At 57.1% G+C, this 19241-nt stretch carries 13 protein-coding genes and 2 pseudogenes; 3 read left to right on the top strand and 12 right to left on the bottom strand.

The annotated features are described in order from the left end of the window. Positions 1-151: 151 nt before the first annotated feature. From LG290_RS09480 to leuS, 5 genes are all read right to left on the bottom strand, one after another. A complete protein-coding gene (locus LG290_RS09480; protein ID WP_499834616.1) occupies positions 152-1045 on the bottom strand; it encodes a PA2778 family cysteine peptidase in 894 nt (297 codons plus the stop codon). Positions 1046-1099: 54 nt separating this feature from the next. Next, entirely contained in the window at positions 1100-1504 is a 405-nt protein-coding gene (locus LG290_RS09475; RefSeq protein WP_499837071.1) for a PA2779 family protein, read from the bottom strand. 126 nt (positions 1505-1630) lie between these two features. After that, positions 1631-2689, bottom strand: coding sequence for a DNA polymerase III subunit delta (gene holA / locus LG290_RS09470; protein ID WP_499834615.1), 1059 nt, complete (start codon positions 2687-2689; stop codon positions 1631-1633). Beyond that, entirely contained in the window at positions 2686-3183 is a 498-nt protein-coding gene (locus tag LG290_RS09465; RefSeq protein WP_499834614.1) for an LPS-assembly lipoprotein LptE, read from the bottom strand. The genes holA and LG290_RS09465 overlap by 4 nt, the downstream gene beginning before the upstream one ends. Further along, complete coding sequence (leuS, locus tag LG290_RS09460; protein WP_499834613.1) at positions 3180-5777, bottom strand: leucine--tRNA ligase; 2598 nt, start codon at positions 5775-5777, stop codon at positions 3180-3182. Before leuS ends, LG290_RS09465 begins: the two co-directional genes overlap by 4 nt. 174 nt (positions 5778-5951) lie before the next feature. Here leuS and LG290_RS09455 point away from each other — a divergent pair, with 174 nt between their 5' ends. After that, a complete protein-coding gene (locus LG290_RS09455; protein ID WP_499834612.1) occupies positions 5952-6470 on the top strand; it encodes a zinc ribbon-containing protein in 519 nt (172 codons plus the stop codon). Position 6471: 1 nt separating this feature from the next. Here the strand turns inward: LG290_RS09455 and LG290_RS09450 are convergent, their stop codons facing one another. Next, entirely contained in the window at positions 6472-7785 is a 1314-nt protein-coding gene (locus LG290_RS09450) for a hypothetical protein (RefSeq protein WP_499834611.1), read from the bottom strand. A gap of 350 nt (positions 7786-8135) precedes the next feature. Here LG290_RS09450 and LG290_RS09445 point away from each other — a divergent pair. After that, positions 8136-8356: pseudogene (locus LG290_RS09445) on the top strand (IS1595 family transposase); the annotation flags it as partial. A gap of 534 nt (positions 8357-8890) precedes the next feature. Here the strand turns inward: LG290_RS09445 and LG290_RS09440 are convergent. From LG290_RS09440 to LG290_RS09420, 5 genes are all read right to left on the bottom strand, one after another. Further along, positions 8891-12097: an efflux RND transporter permease subunit gene (locus tag LG290_RS09440; protein ID WP_499834610.1), complete on the bottom strand. Its 3207-nt coding sequence runs from the start codon at positions 12095-12097 to the stop codon at positions 8891-8893. 1 nt (position 12098) lies between these two features. Then, positions 12099-13250: an efflux RND transporter periplasmic adaptor subunit gene (locus tag LG290_RS09435; RefSeq protein ID WP_499834609.1), complete on the bottom strand. Its 1152-nt coding sequence runs from the start codon at positions 13248-13250 to the stop codon at positions 12099-12101. After that, a complete protein-coding gene (locus LG290_RS09430; protein WP_499834608.1) occupies positions 13247-14557 on the bottom strand; it encodes a TolC family protein in 1311 nt (436 codons plus the stop codon). Before LG290_RS09430 ends, LG290_RS09435 begins: the two co-directional genes overlap by 4 nt. A gap of 213 nt (positions 14558-14770) precedes the next feature. After that, a complete protein-coding gene (locus LG290_RS09425; protein WP_499837070.1) occupies positions 14771-16225 on the bottom strand; it encodes a zinc ribbon domain-containing protein in 1455 nt (484 codons plus the stop codon). Then, positions 16194-16709 carry a hypothetical protein gene (locus LG290_RS09420; protein WP_499834607.1) on the bottom strand — a complete coding sequence of 172 codons (516 nt, stop codon included), beginning with the start codon at positions 16707-16709 and terminating at the stop codon, positions 16194-16196. The genes LG290_RS09425 and LG290_RS09420 overlap by 32 nt, the downstream gene beginning before the upstream one ends. Positions 16710-16886: 177 nt before the next feature. On the opposite strand from LG290_RS09420, the pseudogene LG290_RS09415 reads away from it, so the two are divergent. Then, a pseudogene (locus LG290_RS09415) lies at positions 16887-18233 on the top strand (DUF2254 domain-containing protein). Positions 18234-18238: 5 nt separating this feature from the next. Here the strand turns inward: LG290_RS09415 and LG290_RS09410 are convergent. After that, on the bottom strand, positions 18239-19120 hold the full coding sequence (locus LG290_RS09410) for a LysR family transcriptional regulator (protein WP_499834606.1): 882 nt from the start codon (positions 19118-19120) through the stop codon (positions 18239-18241). Positions 19121-19241: the final 121 nt, after the last annotated feature.

The raw sequence follows: 19241 nt of genomic DNA, 5'->3' as shown, positions 1-19241 counted from the left end.
TCCTTTGCAGGGAAAAAGAACTCAAAAATTGAATGCTCTAACCTGACTACAACAAACTATGGTGAATGCCGCCATCCATCGTATCCATTATTTTTTAAATTGTTACCAATAAGTACCGAATTTTTCAAGGAGTTCAAGGCATAAAAATGCACTAGTTAACACCAGAAAGAGAACTAAGTGTTTCCTGTGCTTTTGCCTGCCAAGGCCCAGTCAATGCGGCTGCACGGCTCAATGCCCGCCTTGCCTCCAAGTCATTATCCAGTTGTTGTTCGAGCAAGCCCAAGTTAAGCCAGGCTACGCCTAATGATTCATCCTGAGACACCGCTCGTTCAAGCGCCTGTTGAGCTTTTTTTATCTCACCCACTGCATAATGCGCATTGCCTAGGGCGAAATGTGCCATGGCGCTGTCAGGGTGAGTGTTTACCAGTGCCTTCCAGCTGGGCAGGGCCACTTGCACCCCTTGGACGGATTCAAAGGCGCTAATTGCTTCAATGGCGCGAAAAGGACGTATTCCTTTGGGCAGAGAACCAGGGGGCAACACTATAAAGCCCCAGCGCTCACTGCGTGCCCAGGTGGCATCAAAACGGCTCAGGGACATTTCATGGTTTGAAATTTCACCGCTATGCAATGTCAAGGTGCGTGTCGGCAGGTCATAGCCTATGGCTACGGCATAGTGCCACATCGGCCAAACAGGCAATGCCAAGTTCTGAAGTACCACCACGGGCTGCCCGCTTGCCAGCTGAATCAGAAGGGCGTCCAGGGAGCCTTCAATAGGAAAGGGAATCATGCCGTGGCGGCGTACAGTCGCCAGCATTTCGGATTGAACGCTGCCTTTACGTCCGGGAATGAAGACTTGGGGAATCAAGTTCTCCATTTCAATATTGGCGCCGGCGGCATTGAGTACCATCGCAAGCGAAGCCGGGCCGCATTGATAATCACGCTGGGCATAAAATGGTACTTCCTTCAGAAGATCACCAGGCGGCAGGTTATTCAAGGTGGAATCATTCAGGCGAGGCGAGGCGGCGCAGCCGAGTAGAAGACTCATCAGCAGCAAAACGCCCGCGAAGCGGGCGTAAAATAGACAAGATGGCATTATCGATCAGCGTGTGAAGGGATAGACATCGGTCAAGCCGAGAATGTCGGTGACCAACAAGATGATGAAGACGGCAAACAAGGCACCGATCACCCCGCCGCCGGCACCGGCAGGTAGCTGTTCAAGCTGCTCAGCCATCTGGTGGACCTCGGCATCGCTCAGGGCGGCAACGCGCTGCTCCACTTCGTCAAGGCTGACACCTTGGGCGAGCAGCTGTTCCTGCACATCAGCCCGAGCAAGCACCTCACTGATACGCTCGCGTTCGGCACTGCTGCTGTCAGCGTTCAATGCAGCCTGGGTGGAAACCAAGCCGGTTTCCGCTTGACCGTAGGGAGCCGCGGCTACAGGCATGCTGCCAATGAGAAATGCGATGATCAGAAGAGGCGTCATGTAGAAGCGAAGTTTTTTCATCATGGGTGGTTCCTTTTTTAAGTGAAGGTAAATCAACGATCCCCGAGACGGCAAATCGTGCTCAATGTCGATGATAGGCAGTCTCATCAGTCTATAAGATGATACCAGAAGAGTGGTGTTGTCCAGTTAACGCACTTGGTACGTCCAGGCGGCATCTGCCAATAATCCACGGCCTCCCGCCAGGGTCAGCGCCAAGTCATGCAGTCCCTCCCAGGTCGGTATCGCCACGGCACCCTTGATCGCAAGATCCAGCCGTTGAGCCATGAGCAGCAATTTGTGCAGACGTTTCATGGGTAACCGAGCGATCGCCTTCTGGTAGGCGGGGCGACGTTTATCGAAGATCATGGGTTTTTGTGCCTTGCAAGCATGCTCGAAGCTCTGGCCCTGTTCCAGATGTTGTTGAATCGAGAGCAAGGTTCGCAGCTCACGACTGAGCGCCCAGAGAACGATCGGTGCTTCCACCCCTTCGCTGCGTAAGCCGTGAAGAACGCGTGAGGTCTTGGCGGGATCGCCTTTCAAGCAGGCATCCGCCAAGGTGAAAACATCGAAGCGGGTATTGTCTTCCACGCCCTGCAGGATGCTATCGGCGGTAATCCGGGCGCCGGGGGAGCTCAGCAAGGCAAGCTTCTGCAGTTCCTGATCGGCTGCGAGAAGGTTGCCTTCGGTGCGTTCGCCGAGCAGCCGGGCGGCATCCAGCTCCAGGGTTAGCCCATGGCGCGAGGCACGATCACGTAACCAAAACCCCAGTCGTGAGGCGTCCACCGGCCATACAGGAACGAACAAGGCATGTTTATCCAAGGCTTTGAACCAGGCGCTTTTCTGCTGTCTGGCATCGAGCTTGCCCATGCTGATCAGTAGAATGTCGTCGCTAGTGGTGAGCTGTTCCGCATAACGGCTCAATGCCTTGGCGCCTTCCTGGCCCAGGCTGTGCTTGCCTAGGCGAACCTCCAGGAGCTTGCAACTGGCAAACAACGAAAGATTATTGGAAGTTTCGTCTAGCCGCCCCCAGGCAAAATTAGCCTCGACGTCAAGCACCTCGCGCTCTTCCACACCTGCCTTGCGTGCCGCCGCTCGAACGGCGTCGCAGGCATCCCGATGTTGAAGCGGCTCGTCACCGGCGACGATCACCACCTTGGGAAGTTTCTTTTCCAGAGCCGCGGGTAGCTGGTCAGCAAATACTTTCATTGCCAGGAGGCCACGTTAACCAAGCGTGTCACGATTTTCTGAGCAAGCTGTTTTTCAAGTTGATCACGAGCCTCGGAAAACAGCGCTTCACGATTAAGTAAATCATCGTCATTGACCCGAATGCGCGTGGATGTGCTGAGCGTTTCGGTATGTAGATGATAGGTATTATCGCTGCGGGACTGAAGGGCCACGCTCGTGTGCAAGGTAAGCTCATGGTCGCGGCTGGCCCGGCCTTCGCCGCCCAGGCGCCGTTCTTCCAGGCGAGGTGTGCCCAAGGTGACCACCCAAGGCGCTTGGGCGCTCACGCCAGACCCTGCCTGCTTCAATTGTGCGGTGAATTCGCGTGCCAGACCGCTCTCGGTATCGCCCGCCAAGCTGAGTTCAGGTAGCTTGGCCGGCATCTCACTGCCTCTCAGTTGAAACCCACAGCCACCTAGCAACAGGGGAGCAAGCGCCCCCGCTGCGAGGGTGTAAAGGACATCACGACGCTTCATCCACTCACCACGATATTGACCAGTTTACCGGGAACCACGATTACCTTGCGCACGGTCTTGCCTTCAAGGTGTCGTTGCACGTTTTCTTGGCTCATCGCCATTTCTTCCACGGTCGCTTTATCTGCATCCGCCGGTACTTCGATGCGGGCGCGTAACTTGCCGTTGACCTGCACCACCAGCTCAAGGGTGTCGCGGGTCAATGCCGCTTCATCCACGGCGGGCCAGGCAGCATCGATCGCCGGCTCGCTGTGTCCCAGGGCTTGCCATAGTGCATGGCACGTATGCGGGGTGATAGGCGCTAACAACAAGACACAGGCTTCAAGCGCCTCGCGGCTGATGGCCAGGCTCTGCGGATTCGCCGCATCACTTTCGTTTTGGAAACGTCCCAGGGCATTGGAAAGCTCCATGACGGCGGCGATGGCGGTATTGAACGTCGTACGGCGGCCAATATCGTCACCGGCTTTCTTCAGGGTTTCATGGGTCTTGCGGCGCAGGGCTTTCTGGTCGTCGTCAAGGACGGTGGTATCCAGTGCCACAGGTTCCCCGGCTTCCAGATGCTCAAAAACCTGGCGCCATAGCCGCTTGAGGAAGCGGTGAGCGCCTTCAACACCGGAATCCGACCATTCCAGCGACTGTTCCGGAGGAGCAGCGAACATCATGAACAGGCGCACGGTATCGGCGCCGAACTTGTCGATCATCGATTGCGGATCGACCCCGTTGTTCTTGGACTTGGACATCTTTTCGATGCCGCCCATTTCCACCGGCTGGCCGTCACCGATCAATATCGCGCTTACCGAGCGGCCTTTCTCGTCGCGCTTGACCTCGACATCCGCGGGGTTGAACCATTGCTTGCCGCCGTTGGCGGTCGAGCGATAGTAGGTCTCGGCGATCACCATGCCCTGAGTCAGCAATTGCTGGAACGGCTCGTCGGAATCGACCAGGCCGAAGTCGCGCATCAGCTTGTGGAAGAAGCGCGCATAAAGCAGGTGCAGGATGGCGTGCTCGATACCGCCGATGTAGAGATCCACCGGCAACCAATAGTTGGCGCGCTCATCGAGCATGGCCTCGTGGTTGTCGGCACAGCAGAACCGCGCGTAGTACCAGGAGGATTCCATGAAGGTATCGAAGGTGTCGGTTTCGCGTATCCAGCCGTCGCCGAGCTCGGAAAATTCCGGCATCTTCTTGAGCGGCGAACCGGAAGCGTCCACGGTGACTTCCATGGGCAGCTCGACCGGCAGTTCTTCATCGGTGAGCGGAACGGTCTGGCCTTCGGGGCCGTACTTGACCGGAATCGGCGCCCCCCAATAGCGTTGGCGGGCAACCCCCCAGTCGCGCAAACGGAAATTGGTCTTGACTTCGCCCTTGCCCAGCGCCTTGAGCGCCCCGGCAATCGCCTCGAACGCCTGCTCGAAGTTCAGGCCATCGAATTCGCCGGAGTGAATCAAGGGGCCGTATTCGGTGTAGGCACCCTGGGAGATATCCGGCTCGTTGCCTTGATCGTCTGCAATCACCGCCTTGATGGGAAGGCCGTATTTGGTGGCGAATTCCCAGTCGCGCTGGTCGTGGCCGGGTACCGCCATGACCGCCCCGGTGCCGTATTCCATCAGCACGAAGTTGGCCACGAAAACCGGCACTTCCTCGCCGCTGAGCGGATGAACGGCCTTATGCCCGGTAGGCATGCCTTTCTTTTCCATGGTGGCCATGGCGGCTTCGGAGGTGCCGCCACGGGCGCATTCATCACAGAAGGCGGCAAGCTCGGCGTCGGCCTGCGCCGCTTGCTTGGCCAAGGGATGCCCGGCGGCGACCGCCACATAGGTCACGCCCATCAGGGTGTCCGGGCGGGTGGTATAAACGCTGATCGCGGAGGAAGCCGTGCGGTCAGCGGCCTTGATATCGAAGCTCAGTTCCACCCCGCGCGACTTGCCGATCCAGTTGCGCTGCATGGTCTTGACCTGTTCGGGCCATTCGACCTTGTCCAGGTCCGCCAGCAATTCCTCGGCGTAGTCGGTGATCTTCAAGAACCACAAGGGGATTTCCTTGCGCTCGACCAGGGCGCCGCTACGCCAGCCGCGTCCTTCGATAACCTGCTCATTGGCAAGCACGGTCTGGTCCACCGGGTCCCAGTTGACCGTGGACATCTTCTTGTAGACCAGCCCCTTTTCCACCAGTCGAGTGAAAAACCACTGCTCCCAGCGATAGTAGCTGGTATCGCAGGTGGCGAATTCACGGCTCCAGTCGTAGGCAAAGCCCAGCGCCTTGAGCTGATTACGCATGTAATCGATGTTCTGGTAGGTCCATTCGGCCGGCGGTACCTGGTTCTGAATGGCGGCGTTTTCCGCCGGCATGCCGAACGCATCCCATCCCATCGGCTGCATGACGTTCTTGCCCTGCATGCGCTGGAAGCGCGATACCACATCGCCGATGGTATAGTTGCGCACGTGCCCCATGTGCAGCTTGCCGCTGGGGTAAGGGAACATCGACAGACAATAGAATTTCTCGCGGTTGGCGTCTTCCACTGCCTTGAAACACTGGTTCTTGTCCCAGTACTGTTGGGCGTCGCGTTCTATATCACGGGGGCTGTAATGTACGTCCATCGGTTTTTTTAAATGCCTTGGCGTATGGCCCATAAAACGGGCGCAAGGTGAATGGTGGATGACGAGTGTCGAATTTGTTTCGTGGATTGTATCCTATGCAGGTAAAACCTTGAACGGCTAGCGGTAAGACACAACAGTAGTCGTAAAAATTGCGTGAGGATAAGGAGTGCCATCATGAGTGAAAAAAAGAACGACCACCGTTTACGGGAAGGTTACGAACGGATGCTGGAGCGGCTTCAGGGTGGTGCTAACGAGCTGACCTGGGAAAACCTTCAACGCGAGCTGGACGAGGCGGTCGAATTCGAAGACGAGCTCGAAGAATTCACCAAGGACGAACTGGCCCTTTTACGTGCCTGGGTCGAGCGTGACCTGAAAGACATGCGTATCTACCTGAAAGACTCGGGCAAGCATGTCGCCAGCTGGCTGGGGATTGACATAAGTAAGGTTTCCCGCCGCGTCGCCGAATCACTGCTTTCGATCGCCGACCGCAGCATCGTCGAAAACGAACAATTGAAGGACGACCTGGAAGCGGCACGCGCTGATTACTGTGAAGGGGAAGTGGTCGCACCGGGGCGTATGGCCTGCGTGCATTGCGATGCCCAGGTAACGCTTGAAGAAGTCGGGCGTCTTGAACCTTGCCACCAGTGCGGCCACCGCTATTTCTATCGCTTGCCGGATGCGTCGGCAAGCTGAGTCATCCCTGCCACCAGCCCATCAGGATGATGGCGACAATTGAAAGCCCGCTCATCATCAGGGCGTAGTAGGCATTGTTTGTCATCATCCGATAACCACTTACCCCGTATCTACCCTGTAGTGATAGATTGATCCCCGAAAGTGGCCCGACGCTGGTGCCGACCGCCCAGGACGCCAGCGCCACGAAGGCAAATAGCGTTTGGCTGTCTGCCTCGAGCGTCAGCACAGACGCCAGCACAGACACGCCGATGATAGGATGCAAGCCGATCAGTGCGCTCGCGACGATGGCCGCAAAGCTGAAGATTGCCTGTGGCGTGCCGAAAACCGCAAACAGCGTCCATTCACTGCCGGCGACAGCCCGGACGAAGGTGGAAAGCCCCAGCGTTAACAATCCTGCCGCCAGAAACAGCGAGATTTCCCCGCGCATGGCCGGTAGCCGTGTGGTGGTGTGCTGGCGAATGCGCCGCAAGGTCCAGAGCGGCCCATCACGCAGATTGACCAGCACCGCGACGCTGGGCAGTAAGAAAGTGATAATGCTGACGATGGTAAGTGAGGGCGTTATCCAGAAATGAAACACCATCACCAGCGCGGCCATGCCGGCGGGCATCAGCAGGCTGGTGGGCGCCAGCGAAAACCCCTCGACATCGTTCAGTTCAAAGCGCTGCTTCATCTCGAAGGTGGTAATCAACCCGGAAAGCAATGCCAAGGGCAGGCCGATACTCAGGATATGCGGATACTGCATTTCCGGCGCCAGGGTGATCACCACCCCCATCGAGGCAAAGAACGGCGACCACAGGGCGGCGCTGGAAAGGCCGCGATTCAAGGCGAGTAATTGCGGCATTCTCAATGGCTCACGGCGTGCCAAACGATCGCCCACCATGAAAACCGTGGAAAGATTCAGAATAATGCCTAGAAAATGCACACCCAGCCAAGTCCGCAGAATGCCGCCGGCCCCAGTCAACTTTCGGCCGGGCGCCAGCTCATGGCCGCGCCGCGAGCCGATCAAGCCGATGAAGCTCACCCCCACCAGCATCGCTACCACAAAGGTATTGCCCTGCAACATGGCGGGCCAATTCACCTTTGCGCCATACACAAAGCGCGCCACCAGCAGCAATAGCGTACCAATGACCATCAGCGCCCCCGCCTGAATCCGCGAACGCTTAGGGATATCGCGCCACAGCAGCGCAACCGATGCCCACAGCAAATAGCTCACCGCATGCGCGGTAGCCAAGCCGGTAAAGCCGATAATTTGTGCGATAAGCCCAAGCAGGATCAGTACGCCTGCCAACTGTTGTCTCGGGGTCGTCTCTTGCATGCCGGAATCCTGACAATGAATTAGCAGGCTAAAGGGTTTGACCCACGAAGACCAGCGCCTAACCATTTCTTTGTGCAAGACTAAAGTGCCCGGTCACAAGGCTTTACACGTCCTAACGTCACTGAGTACGATAAAACTAATATAAAATGCCTAAGCAACACAAAAGCGGCATAGGGAAAGCAGGCGAAACAAGGGAACTGTCGCAGGGGGGGAGCCGCAACCCACTCAGCCCGACCGGGGCGGTAGCGTGGTTTTAGCCTAACAGCCTGACGTTACGCATCGCTGGCGACATCGCTTCCTGAAAACGAGCGCTCAAGACAACGCCAATTCACTATCCCGCCTCATCGCCTCATCGCCTGATCGTATTCGATAATCAGTGAATGATCGGCAAGCAATACCACATTCAGAACGTGAACAGTTATATGAGCCGTTTGAAGGGATGGATGGGGCGCTTTCAGGGATAGGTGCCGCGTACTTACCCAATTACCTGGCATAGCGGCGGTTGTTTGAAACCGCAAAGCCAGCAGAGGAAGCGTGGCTTCGCACGGCAATAGGCGCAGACCAACAATAGATACCAACATAGCCATTAATATTCTTTGTCATTGAAGTGGCAAAAAAGCAAGCACGCGAATTTTGGATATGCTGCCAAATTTGAATTTTATTCCAGGTAAATCAATGATTTTGGTTTTGTTAAGGCGGCTGCATAACCTCAATAAAGGCGCCGGCACGTTTATTGAGGTTATGCAGCCGGGCATATAATCGCTGTTAGTTGCCTATCATTCCCATAGTGCTATCTGGGAGTAAGCTATTCAGAGTCTCCATTCTTACGATGAATTCAGGCCACAAGCCTGATCAGTTATGTGTGAGTAGTTCTGGTTTACCAATACCCGTTGATGGGGTGGGTTGTCCGAGCGGCGCATTTCCTTCAGCAGCTTTTTGTCGCTTTCCCAGTCCTCGGCACTGATGATCACGAACGCCTCGCCTCGCCTCGCCTCGCCTCGCCTCGCCTCGCCTCGGCACGCCGCGTTGCCTTGTGCGGTTCGTACCTGCTAATAGGTTGTTCTACAAGAATTTTCAGGTTGCCTCTGAATCTATTTTCCCAGCTCTAGTCGTCATCTTCGCTCTCCGGTTTCCGGCTGTAAACATGGAAATAAAGCAGGGGAATCAGTACCAGGGTCAGCACGGTGGATATGAGCACCCCGCTGGCCAGGGTGAGGCCAAGGGGTTCGAGCGACGGTTCGAATATGAGAACGCCACTGCCGAACATGACGGTGGCGGCGGTCAAGATGATAGGGCGGGTACGTTGAGCGCCTGCCTGAATAACCGCTTCCTTTAACGCCACGCCTTCATCCAGGCGCTTTTCGATGAAATCCACCAGCAGGATGGCATTGCGCGTCACGATGCCGCCCAGGGCGATCACCCCCAGAATGCCGGTACCGGCTATATTGATTCCCCAGGCCCAGTGCGCCGGGATAACGCCGATAAAAACCAGCGGAATCGGCAGCATGATCAATACGGGCAGCCGATAGGAACGGAACCAGCCGGCCAGCAAGACGTAGATCAGGATCATCACCACCAGCCCGGCTACGCCCAGGTCGCGGTAGACATCCCGTGTCATCTCCCATTCCCCCGACCAGTAGACTACCGGCTCCGTGGCTTGGTTGGGCGGAGCAAGCCAGCGGATATCGATATCCGGCTCTCCCAAGCCGCGTAAAGATTCCAGCTGAACGGTGAGCGGTTGGGCCACTGAACGGTCCAGATCGGCAAATACGGTGGTGACCGGCATAAGCCCCCGGCGAAAGCGTGCCTGATCGCCCTCGCTGTAGTTGAAATCGACAATCGATTCCAGGGGCACGGCTCGGTCGTTCTCGCTGATGACGTACAGGCTTCGCAGCGCCTGCTCACTTTCCCGGTCGGCTCTTGCGAGGCGTAGGATCACCGGGACCGGGTCTCTGGAATGGGGCATGCCTGCCCAGTTCGCCAGTGTTTCTCCCTGAATCGCCAGATACAGGGTGCGGGTCACTGCGGCGGGAATGACCCCAAAGGTCGCAGCCCGCTCCGGGTCAACTTCCAAATTGAGTGAGGGAAGTGCGGGAAAAGGCTGCTGTTGCGTGGAAATCACACCTTTTTGCTCACTAAGCCATTGCTCGACGCGGTCTGCCGTTGCCTGACGTGTTGCGGGGTCCGGCCCGTAAATTTCAGCGGTGATCGCACGGTCGCTGCTGGGTCCGGAAGGAATGCGCACTATGTGGCCTTTCCCTCCATAAGGTGCCAGCCAAGTGCTGAGGTTACGGGCAATCTCCCGGCTGATTTGGTAGCTCTGGCGGTCTCGCTGGTCTTCCTGGACGAGCTCAACATGTAGCGTGAGATCGCGGGGCGCCTTTTCCTCGGGCGAGTAAAGTGCTTCAGGCGGATAAATTAGCGGCGCCGAGAGACCTGAATAAATAGTCACGGCCTTGACTTCGGGGATCTCGCGCAGCTGCCTGTTGAGCGCCGAGGCTACGGTCAAGGATTCGTTCAGCGTCGAGGCGGGTGGCAGCTCGATATCCACAGCAAAGACGTTGCGGTCGAGCAGAGGGGTGAGTCCTATCTGGACGATACGCAGGCCGACGAGTGAAAGGCTCGCCAGAAGAAGCACGACCAGCACCAGGTAAAACAACCAGCGCAGAGAGGGATGAGCAAAGAATGGTGAGAGCAGGCGGCGGTAATGCCTTACCAGGGGAGCTTCGCTTTGTTTCTCTTGTTCTTTTTTGTCCCGGGCTTTGTCTCTATCTTCGGGCTTGCGGTCTTTCCCCCTTTTATTGCCCTCGACTTTGAGCAAACGAAAGCCGAAGTAGGGGGTGATGGTGAGCGCGACCAGCAGCGAAAACAGCACGGCCGCCGAGGCGCCAATGGGAAGCGCGCGCACATACTGGCCCATCTCGCCGGTGATATAGGCGGTCGGCAGCAGGGTGGCCACCACCAGCAGGTCCGCCAGGATGGTCGGGTTACCCACTTCATTGACGGCCTTTACCGTCAGCTCGCGGCTTTTTTCTCCAGCGCTTCGAAAGTGGCGAGCCACATTTTCAAGCATGACCACGGCATCGTCCGAGAGAATACCGATAGCCAGGATCATCGCCGCGATCGATACCGGGTTGAGGGTGAAGTCGAAACGGTTGTACAGGTAAGGCACGATCGAGAGAGAGGCGGGCATCATGATGGCGATAATGAGTGCCGCACGCCAGCCGAGCCCCAGCCAGATAATGCCGACCACCACCAAGGTGCCGGTCAATAGCTGCACCAGCACATTGTAGACCCGCTCGGTGGCATCGATGCCTGCATCGTGGCTGACTGTCAGCTGCACCTCCGCAGGCAGAGAGTGGCTGGCGAATTCGGTCAACCTTGCCTGTACCTGCCGGGTGACATCGCTGACGTTCATGCCTTCAAGGGTCGTCACCGCCAGCGTGACGGCAGGGAAAGGTGCTGATTGGCCCCTTTGCCAATGCAGAACCCCTTGATATTGCTCTATGCGGCCGATTTTGATGTCAGCCACTTCCTCCAGATATACCGGCCCCCCGCCATCCTCGCCTACCGGTAAGCGTCCAAGTTGCTCGGGGCTGGTGATCGTCATGCCGACCTCAAGGTCGGTGACCGGGGCGCTTTCGAGCCGGCCTGCGGGAAGTTGTCGGTTCGCCCCAGCAATCGCTTCGGCAAGCCGGCTCAGGGAAATGTTTCGGGCGGCAAGCGCCGTCGGCTTGGGCAGCACCTCGATGGCAGTGCGGTCGCCCCCAAAGCTTTCGATGCCCCTTACGCCGGGAATTGTCTGGAGCTCTGCTGCGAGTTCGGTGGCAATGTCTTCCAGCCCGGCAAGGCTCAGGGTTTTACTGCTGAGGGTGGCCAGAAACACCACCAGACGACTCTCGCCGAAGACCTGAATGCTGGGAGGTTCGGCGGTTTCGGGTAGCTGGCTGGCGCGGGCCTGGAAAATCTCATTCAGCTCGGAGAAAGCAGACGCCTTGGGTGTGCCTGCGGCGAACTCAACCGAGAGCAGCGCTGCATGGTTGGAGCTGCTGCTGCGCACCTCTTCGACCGACGCGATCTCACGTACCCAGCCTGCCGTTCGGCGTGCCAACTGTTCATCGACCCGCGCGACCCCCGCGCCTGGCCAGGGAAGCAACACCACGGCTGTGGGTACATCAATGTCGGGGCGATCTTCCCGAGGGGTAACCAAAAGCGCATAGCCGCCCAGTAGGAAACAGGCCACGACGAACAGCGGTACCAGCGGTGAATCCAGTAAGCGGTTGGCGATATGTCCGGCAAGACCCAGGCGCAAGTCACTCCTCCCCGAGGTTTTGATCGGCCCTCTGAATGCTGACCGTCTGGCCGTCCTGAAGCTCCGGAGAAGGATCCAGAACCACAAGTTCGCCTACTGCCAGGCCCTGAGTGACGGGTATCAGGTTATCCGCGTCTGCAGGCGGCGCTGTTGTCTTTATCCAGCGCAGATTCAGCGTCGGCTGTTCATTCGAGTCATCCACCACCAATACCCCCGTGAGCTGGCCCCGCCGGATCAGCGCCGCCTGCGGCAGCCCCACCCAGGCATCGCCCGAACCTTGTCGCTCGGAACGCTGGGTCGGTACTATCACCCTGACCACCTGGCCGGGTCTCAGGCCCTTCGGTGGGTCGTCAACTGAAAGCCTCAGGCGCTGGCCGGTGCCTTCATCGTTCAGCGCGGGTATTATGCTGACCAGCCGTGCTTCGGTCATCGTCCCGTCAGAGCCAGAAAGCACCGAAAGCTGCTGACCGGGCGTCAGCACCTCTACCCGCTCACTGGAAACCGGAACATCGATTTGTAACCGGCGCCTCTCTTCGAGCACCACCAACGGCTGGCCGGGGCCGACAAAGCTTCCGGTATCCAGCAGGGTTTCAGTGACCTGGCCTGCGAACGGTGCAGTCAGGCGGGTGTAGCTACGGTTTGCCTGCTGCGCCTTGAGCTCTGACTGGGCTGCTTGCAACTGAGCCTCCAGTTCACTCACTTTGACATCAGCCTGTTCGGTGCGCACTCGGGCAATCAAGTCTTCTGCATAAAGCCTTTGCAACCTTTGGCTGTTCAACCTTGCCTGCTGAAGCGCGGCCTGTGCCGCAGTGACTTTTTCCTGAGCAGCGGAAATGGCTGCTTCCACCTCTCTTGCATCCACCGTGGCCAACAGGTCGTCTTTTTCCACCCGGTCGCCAGGCGATGCGGGAACCGAGGTCAAGGTGCCCGAGACTCTAGTGCTTAGAACGGCTCTTTTGCCGGGGCTCACTACCCCGGGAAGTTGGTCGGTTGAGGGGTGACGCCATTCGACTATTTCCCCGACGTTGACGGTAGGCGTTGCGGCTGTTTCCTCAGTGGGTTCAGGTGCTTCATCGGAACAACCCGTCAGCATAAAACCAGTCAGTATGAAAAGGGCAGCCAGCGTCAGCAGAAGGCGAAGCAAACGCTTCATGGAAGCGGGTCCTTCAGCGCCAGAAGCGGGTCGTAACCATGCTGTAGATAGTAGTTCATGCCGGCAAGGACGGCTTGGTAGCGGGCATTGATCAGGGCGAGGCGTTCACGATCGAGCCGGGCCTGGGTGGCCAGAAGGTCGGTCATTGAACCAAGGCCTTCTTCATAGCGCCGTAACGCCAGTCGGTTGGCTCTTTGTGCCGCTTCCTGGGCTTTTTGGGCCGCATGCCAGCCAGCCCATCCGGCTTCCCAGCGGCTCATGGCGATAACCTGCTCTTGCCGGATGCGCCGACGGGTTTCATCGAGTTCCACCCGTGCACTGCGTTCTTCAGCCTGTGACTCGGCGATTCTACCTTCACGGCCAAGACCATCAAAAAGGGTCCATTGGAGATTGACCGCGACCAGCCATCCATCCCCGCTGGTATTGAGTGGCTCATCGCCGTCAAGCCATTGTTGCCGGGCTAGCAGGTTCACGTTAGGCAGCCATTCGGCCCTTGAGGCTTTTACTGCGGCGCTGGCAGCCTCGGCAGCCACCTCTCTGGCTTGCAGGTCTTTTCGCGCCTGAGTAGCGTCAATCCCGATGGGAGGCGCAGGTTTCGGCAAGGCGCTTGAAAGTACCACTTCTTCCTCTGGTGCGATGCCCAGCAGGCTTTTCAGTGTAAGCTTTGCTTGGCGCTTTTCGGCTATCGCTTGTGCCACCCGGGCTTGGGCTGCGGCCAGCTCAGCGTCTGCCTGTTCGGTATCCAGACGCGATGCCAAGCCTTCTCGATAGCTTGCCTGGGCCAGCCTGGCGGATGCCTGGGCTGCACGCAGCGACATTTGTGCGGATTGTTCGCGCTGTTGCTGGCGGATGAAATTGAAATACAGGCGCGAGACTTCCAGGCGGATGGCCTGTTGTCCCCATTGCTCGGCATAGCGGCGAGCATCCACATTTAAAGCTGCGCTTTGTCGGGTCTGAATGGCATCGGCATTGAACAGCGGTTGTATCACCTGAATGCCCGTCAGGGTGCCCTCGACCGGGCCGAAATCCCTGCGCTGGGTGGTGAGAGGTATGCCCAGGGTGGGAATCGGCACACCGGTGATGAAGGAAGAATCCGCTCTTAGCCAAGTAGCATCTGCGCTAATGGTGGGGAGGTAGGCTTGGGCTGATTGCTGATGAGTGGCTTCTGCGCGCTGGGTTTCAGCCGCGAGTGATTGCAGGGTGGTCGCCTGTTCCCGGGAGATAGCCAGCGCCTCCTCCAGCGACAGCGCGCGGACGGTCTCGGATATCAATAAAGCTGAGAGTATCAATGCCCATTTGAATGGCAATGGGGTTCCCTTCTTACTCATGGTCCGTGAGTTTTTTGTCTGTTTCCTGAGTGTTTCGCCGAAAACGCTGGGCAGTAAATTGGTGTGTTCTGAGCGTGGGTCAAGCGAGAGAGAGCGTCAAGAAAATTACCGCATCATTATACCCTTACGAAAGTATTCTGCCCTGCATTGCATAGGCAATTTAAACACGGCGTGAACGACCACTTCCAACTGCTACGCAGTTGGAAGTGGCTTCTCATGAACAAGGTTCTCTGACGAGATAGCCCTGCCAAAAGAAGATCGTTTCTCACTATTGCCAAGCCACTGCGTGAGCAGCATCCCGGCAATATTCATGGCGGCATTCAGGTCTGAATGCCGGGATTTTTCACAACGCGGGCAGGTGAACCGTTCGCCCTGCCGCTTCCCGAGCTGTTGATGGTAGAGACAGGCCTGGGAAGTGTAAGGGGTGGGCATCGCCAACTCTGGAATACCATTCCAGAGCAGTTTGTCCGATGCACGCTGAATGTATTGCCCCTTCGATCCGTTGTTGATCATCTTGTTGAAGCGCCGGCCTTTGTAGTCGGGCGCGGTTTTCTCAACCGCCATGACCGTGAGGTCTTCACGAATCATGGCGGCATTATGTTCTTTGGCGAGCGCGATTTCCTGATTGGACAGGTAACCAAACCAGCTTTTCTTGAGGCCGGCAATGCGGCGATAGCGCTGGCGGCGCTTGGCTTTGAGGTGGGTGACCTTATCAAGCAGATGAAAGAAGCGCTGGTGCAGGGATTTAACGAAGGCATCAGGAAAGGCAAGACCTTTCTGGGGAATCCATTCCTCCGGATTTAACGCAAGCGTAGTCACCAGGATCCACTTTAGCGCGTCGATCTTGTTGTAAAGGCAGTCGATCTGACTGCTCAGGCGGTCGATGTACTGACAATGCCCATGAATCGCCTTCAGGAAGTTTCGCCCCGAATAGCATTGCTGGGTGACCACCTCGATATCTCGCCCTTCTCGTGAGGAAAACCATTCTTTCATCGCCGCCTTGGCGCGGGCTCGAGGAAGGTGGCGAATCACCATCAACTCACGGAGGTCGTCAGCACTTAGCGCGCGCTCGCGTTTCAATACCGTCAGGGCAATGGTATTGGCGTAGCCGAAATCACGCCCCATTAGGGTGTCACACTCATTGAGTGCCTTGGCCAGGGCAATGAAGTCGTCGTCCGCCAGCTTGACGGGGGAGGCATTGGCTGTCGTTTGCGCGGCGGTGTACGCGGGGCGCACCCTTTCCACCACGCCCTTGACCTCAATGCGTGACGTACCAATTTCCAGGACGAAACTCTTGAACGCGGTCTTTAGCCCCTCAATGCCCAGGCGGCGCAGGCGCTTTTCGGTCAGGTGGATAGGGATGCGAATCGGCGGCTGCCGTGGCGTGGGATGAGAAACCTCAAGGAAGTGCTGATAGCAGCGGTTTGTTTGATCGTGAAGAAGCAACGCGGCCGCTTTGTTGAGCGGGTCAAGCACCTTGCCGTCTTTCAGGCCACGCACCACGCGATAGTCCAGATGCAACTGGCAGGTAAAGGCCTCATCCTTGCCATACACCGGCGGGAGATAGCGCGATTGAACCGCTTCATGGAGATGGTGAATAACCGCGGCCTGGGCCTCAGACAGCCCGTCGCCTGACCCCTGAACCACCAACTTGGCGGTACAGGGTCAGCGCCCGCTCCCAACCCTCGGCGTTGCACTGCAAGGCACTTAACTCGGCATGACTGATCTTGTCTTGAAGGGACTCGTCAATATGGTAGTAGCGCCGCCCGCTGCCCTGATAGCCTTCGATTTCATCGGCGCAGTGACAAAGCTTTCCCACCAGGCGCCTAAGATAACGCCCATGCGCCTCGTGGGCATGATCCTTGACCGCCATGCGCGCCTTTTCGACATAGGCTTTGTTCAACCCCTGGCGGTCTTTCTGAATCGCCAGCAGGGCTTGATCGAGCGTCTTCTTGTCCGGCACGCCAGCCAAGGGCTCACTGACAAACACCGCTGTCATCATGGCATTGGCGGCCTCCAGGTACTGATCACGCAACTGAACCAACGCATGGAACTTAGCGTCGGTCAATTGACCGACACCAAGCGAAACCATCCGCTTTTCCGAGTCGCTGTTGCCGTGACCGTAAGCCATCCGAAGCTCCTTCCTGAAACGCTACGGTAAGGATGGTAAAATATACAGTCATTATCAGCCACAAACCAAGGCGCTCTGCGAGCGCCACGCTATCCATCCCCGCCTAATGCGGTGGCTTAGACGGGGTATTCCGCGAAAATGGATAAATGAACCTGACGCAACCTCCAGGATATACCGATGCTTTCTCTATTCGCATGGCCCATCAGGGTCTTTAGAAATTTTCGCCAAAGCATCGCCTATCTGACCAGCTTGATCACCCTTTTTTACCTGTCTCTGGGATTGCTTGCTGTCCTGTCACCGATAGACGAATCCCAGCTGCCCGGTTTTCTCGAACCGCTTACTTTCGACAACCCGGATACCGCCCGCACTCTGCTGGCGACCTTGATTGGCGGTATGATCTCGCTGGTGGTGTTCAGTTTCTCGATGGTAATGTCCGTTCTATCCCAGGCGGGGAGCAATTTTTCGCTGAAATTAGTATTCAGCCTAGTGACTGAACGTCGTCATCAGCAGGTCCTGGGCCATTACCTGGGCACCATCCTATTTATCCTGGTTTTATTGATGGTGCCAATGGAGGGAGCGACGCCGGACCTTTGGCGATCGCTGGCGGTCTATCTTGGGGCGGGCATGGTCATCAACTGCCTGGCCCTTTTTGTCTACTTTATTCATAACGCCTTTCAGTCGGTCCAGATCAATGCCGTCACTCAAGGGCTGCACCGATCCGCTCAAGCCTCCATGGAGCGTCTCGAGACGAAACAGCAGGCCAAAACCTGGCGTTACCTTTCCTCCTTTCCAGTTTCCGAAAAAACCTGTCACTGGATTTATTCCGATCAGAGCGGTTATATCCAAAATGCCAATCTCGAGGAATTAGCCAAACTCGCCGAGAAAATCGACGCCGCTATACATTTGAATTTTGCCTTTGGTGATTACACGATAAAGGCGTTCCCTCTGCTCAAGGTCGAGTCCGACCAGACCCCCAGCGAGACCTAGTGCAAGTCGGCGTTGTCACAGCTGGAGTACGTGGAAGGAGAATCGGTCAAGAGTTTGTACGTGAACGGTCTGACTCAATTGATGGAAGTTGCCATCAAGGCATTATCCCCAGGTATCAATGACCCTGGCACTGCTCGCCTGTGTCTTCATCAAATCACTGAACTGCTGTGCCAACGTCTATCGTTTCAGCCCTGCAATACATTGACCGATGACCAGGGCCGCATTCGGGTAACCTGGCCGGAGGAGCGCTTCAACAGCTTGGTGTATAAGCTCTTTACCCCAATTCTTTATTATGGACGCTCGGACGTAAGTATCTGTCTTTCCTTGCTCAAGGCATTGAAGACGCTCTCGTTGTTCGCCGAAAACGAGCAACTGGAGGTCATTCAGGCCCACGCGGAGCGGGTCATCGAAGCCTTAACCGAACTTCATAACGATGCGTTGGGCCAAGAGTTTATTGCGGCACGGCTGAATAAGGGCGAGCATCGCTTGAGATTACCCAATTCCCTCCCCTTGGATACGCCAAGGAGGCAGGTTTAAAAAAGTCAGCTCGGAGCTTTACTGGAACTTTCCAGCTGCTCAATCATGCGCCTTGCCGCATTTGAAAGTGTCTTGTTGGTATGCACCAGATACCCCAGCGGGCGGTGGATCGGTGCGGTGTCTACCCTAAGCTCGATAAGCTCGCTGTCGATCATCTTTTCCGGCAGCAGGCTCCAGCCTAGCCCCACGCTGCACATCATCTTCAGCGTTTCCAGATAATTGGTCGATATGCTCACCGGCAGTTGCAGGCCTGCTTCGGCGAAACGCTGCTCGATCAGCGAGCGGGTGAACGTCTTGGCCCCCGGCAGTATGCAATTATATCGGCACAGCGCTTCCAGCGAGAGATGCCTCTGGCGTGCCAAGGGATGGTCGGCAGCGCATACAAAGCACAATCTATCGCGCCATAACTCGACTACGTGAAGTTGCTCAAAAGGGTGGGGCGCAAGGGTCACCACGGCCATTTCCAGGGTGCCGTCCAATACACCCTGGTAGGCATGCTCGGAATCGAGAAAGTGCAGGTCCAGCTCCACTTCCGGGTGACGCTGAGTGTATTGCTTTAATAGCGGGGGTAGCCGGTGCAGGCCGATGTGGTGGCTGGTGGCCAGGGTCAAGCGGCCGCCCACATGGCCGGATAGGTTGGCGAGCGCCCGGCGGCTATCTTCCACCGTGAACAGGATATGCCGCGCCTGGGGCAGCAGCACGTTACCTGCCTCGGTAAGCGCGATGCGCCGCCCGATGCGGTCGAATAGGCGCGTGCTCAACTGAGATTCCAGGGTGGCGATGCGTTTGCTCACAGCCGGCTGGGTAAGGTGCAATTGCTCAGCGGCGCGCGAGAAGCTTTGCGTATCGGCCACGGCCAGAAAGGCTTGCAGGCTTTGGGTATCCATTTGGTATTCCAGTTTGGAATCTAAAGCATGAATAACATGAATTGCATTTATGTGCAGCTCACGTAACACTCAGGCATCACCGGCGCGAAGACGCTGGCAAGACACACTAGCAGGGCACCGC

The organism is Halomonas sediminis, from assembly GCF_044871105.1.
Lineage (GTDB): Bacteria > Pseudomonadota > Gammaproteobacteria > Pseudomonadales > Halomonadaceae > Vreelandella > Vreelandella zhuhanensis.
Note: the sequence above shows the minus strand (reverse complement) of the source record. Positions and strands in the feature narration are given on the sequence as shown.

Coding starts and splice junctions, on each gene's coding strand:
- LG290_RS09455 (WP_499834612.1), top strand. CDS start 5,952: ATGAGTGAAAAAAAGAACGACCACCGTTTACGGGAAGGTTACGAACGG.
- LG290_RS09480 (WP_499834616.1), bottom strand. CDS start 1,045: ATGAGTCTTCTACTCGGCTGCGCCGCCTCGCCTCGCCTGAATGATTCC.
- holA (WP_499834615.1), bottom strand. CDS start 2,689: ATGAAAGTATTTGCTGACCAGCTACCCGCGGCTCTGGAAAAGAAACTT.
- leuS (WP_499834613.1), bottom strand. CDS start 5,777: ATGGACGTACATTACAGCCCCCGTGATATAGAACGCGACGCCCAACAG.
- LG290_RS09465 (WP_499834614.1), bottom strand. CDS start 3,183: ATGAAGCGTCGTGATGTCCTTTACACCCTCGCAGCGGGGGCGCTTGCT.
- LG290_RS09410 (WP_499834606.1), bottom strand. CDS start 19,120: ATGGATACCCAAAGCCTGCAAGCCTTTCTGGCCGTGGCCGATACGCAA.
- LG290_RS09420 (WP_499834607.1), bottom strand. CDS start 16,709: ATGGCTTACGGTCACGGCAACAGCGACTCGGAAAAGCGGATGGTTTCG.
- LG290_RS09435 (WP_499834609.1), bottom strand. CDS start 13,250: ATGAAGCGTTTGCTTCGCCTTCTGCTGACGCTGGCTGCCCTTTTCATA.
- LG290_RS09450 (WP_499834611.1), bottom strand. CDS start 7,785: ATGCAAGAGACGACCCCGAGACAACAGTTGGCAGGCGTACTGATCCTG.
- LG290_RS09475 (WP_499837071.1), bottom strand. CDS start 1,504: ATGAAAAAACTTCGCTTCTACATGACGCCTCTTCTGATCATCGCATTT.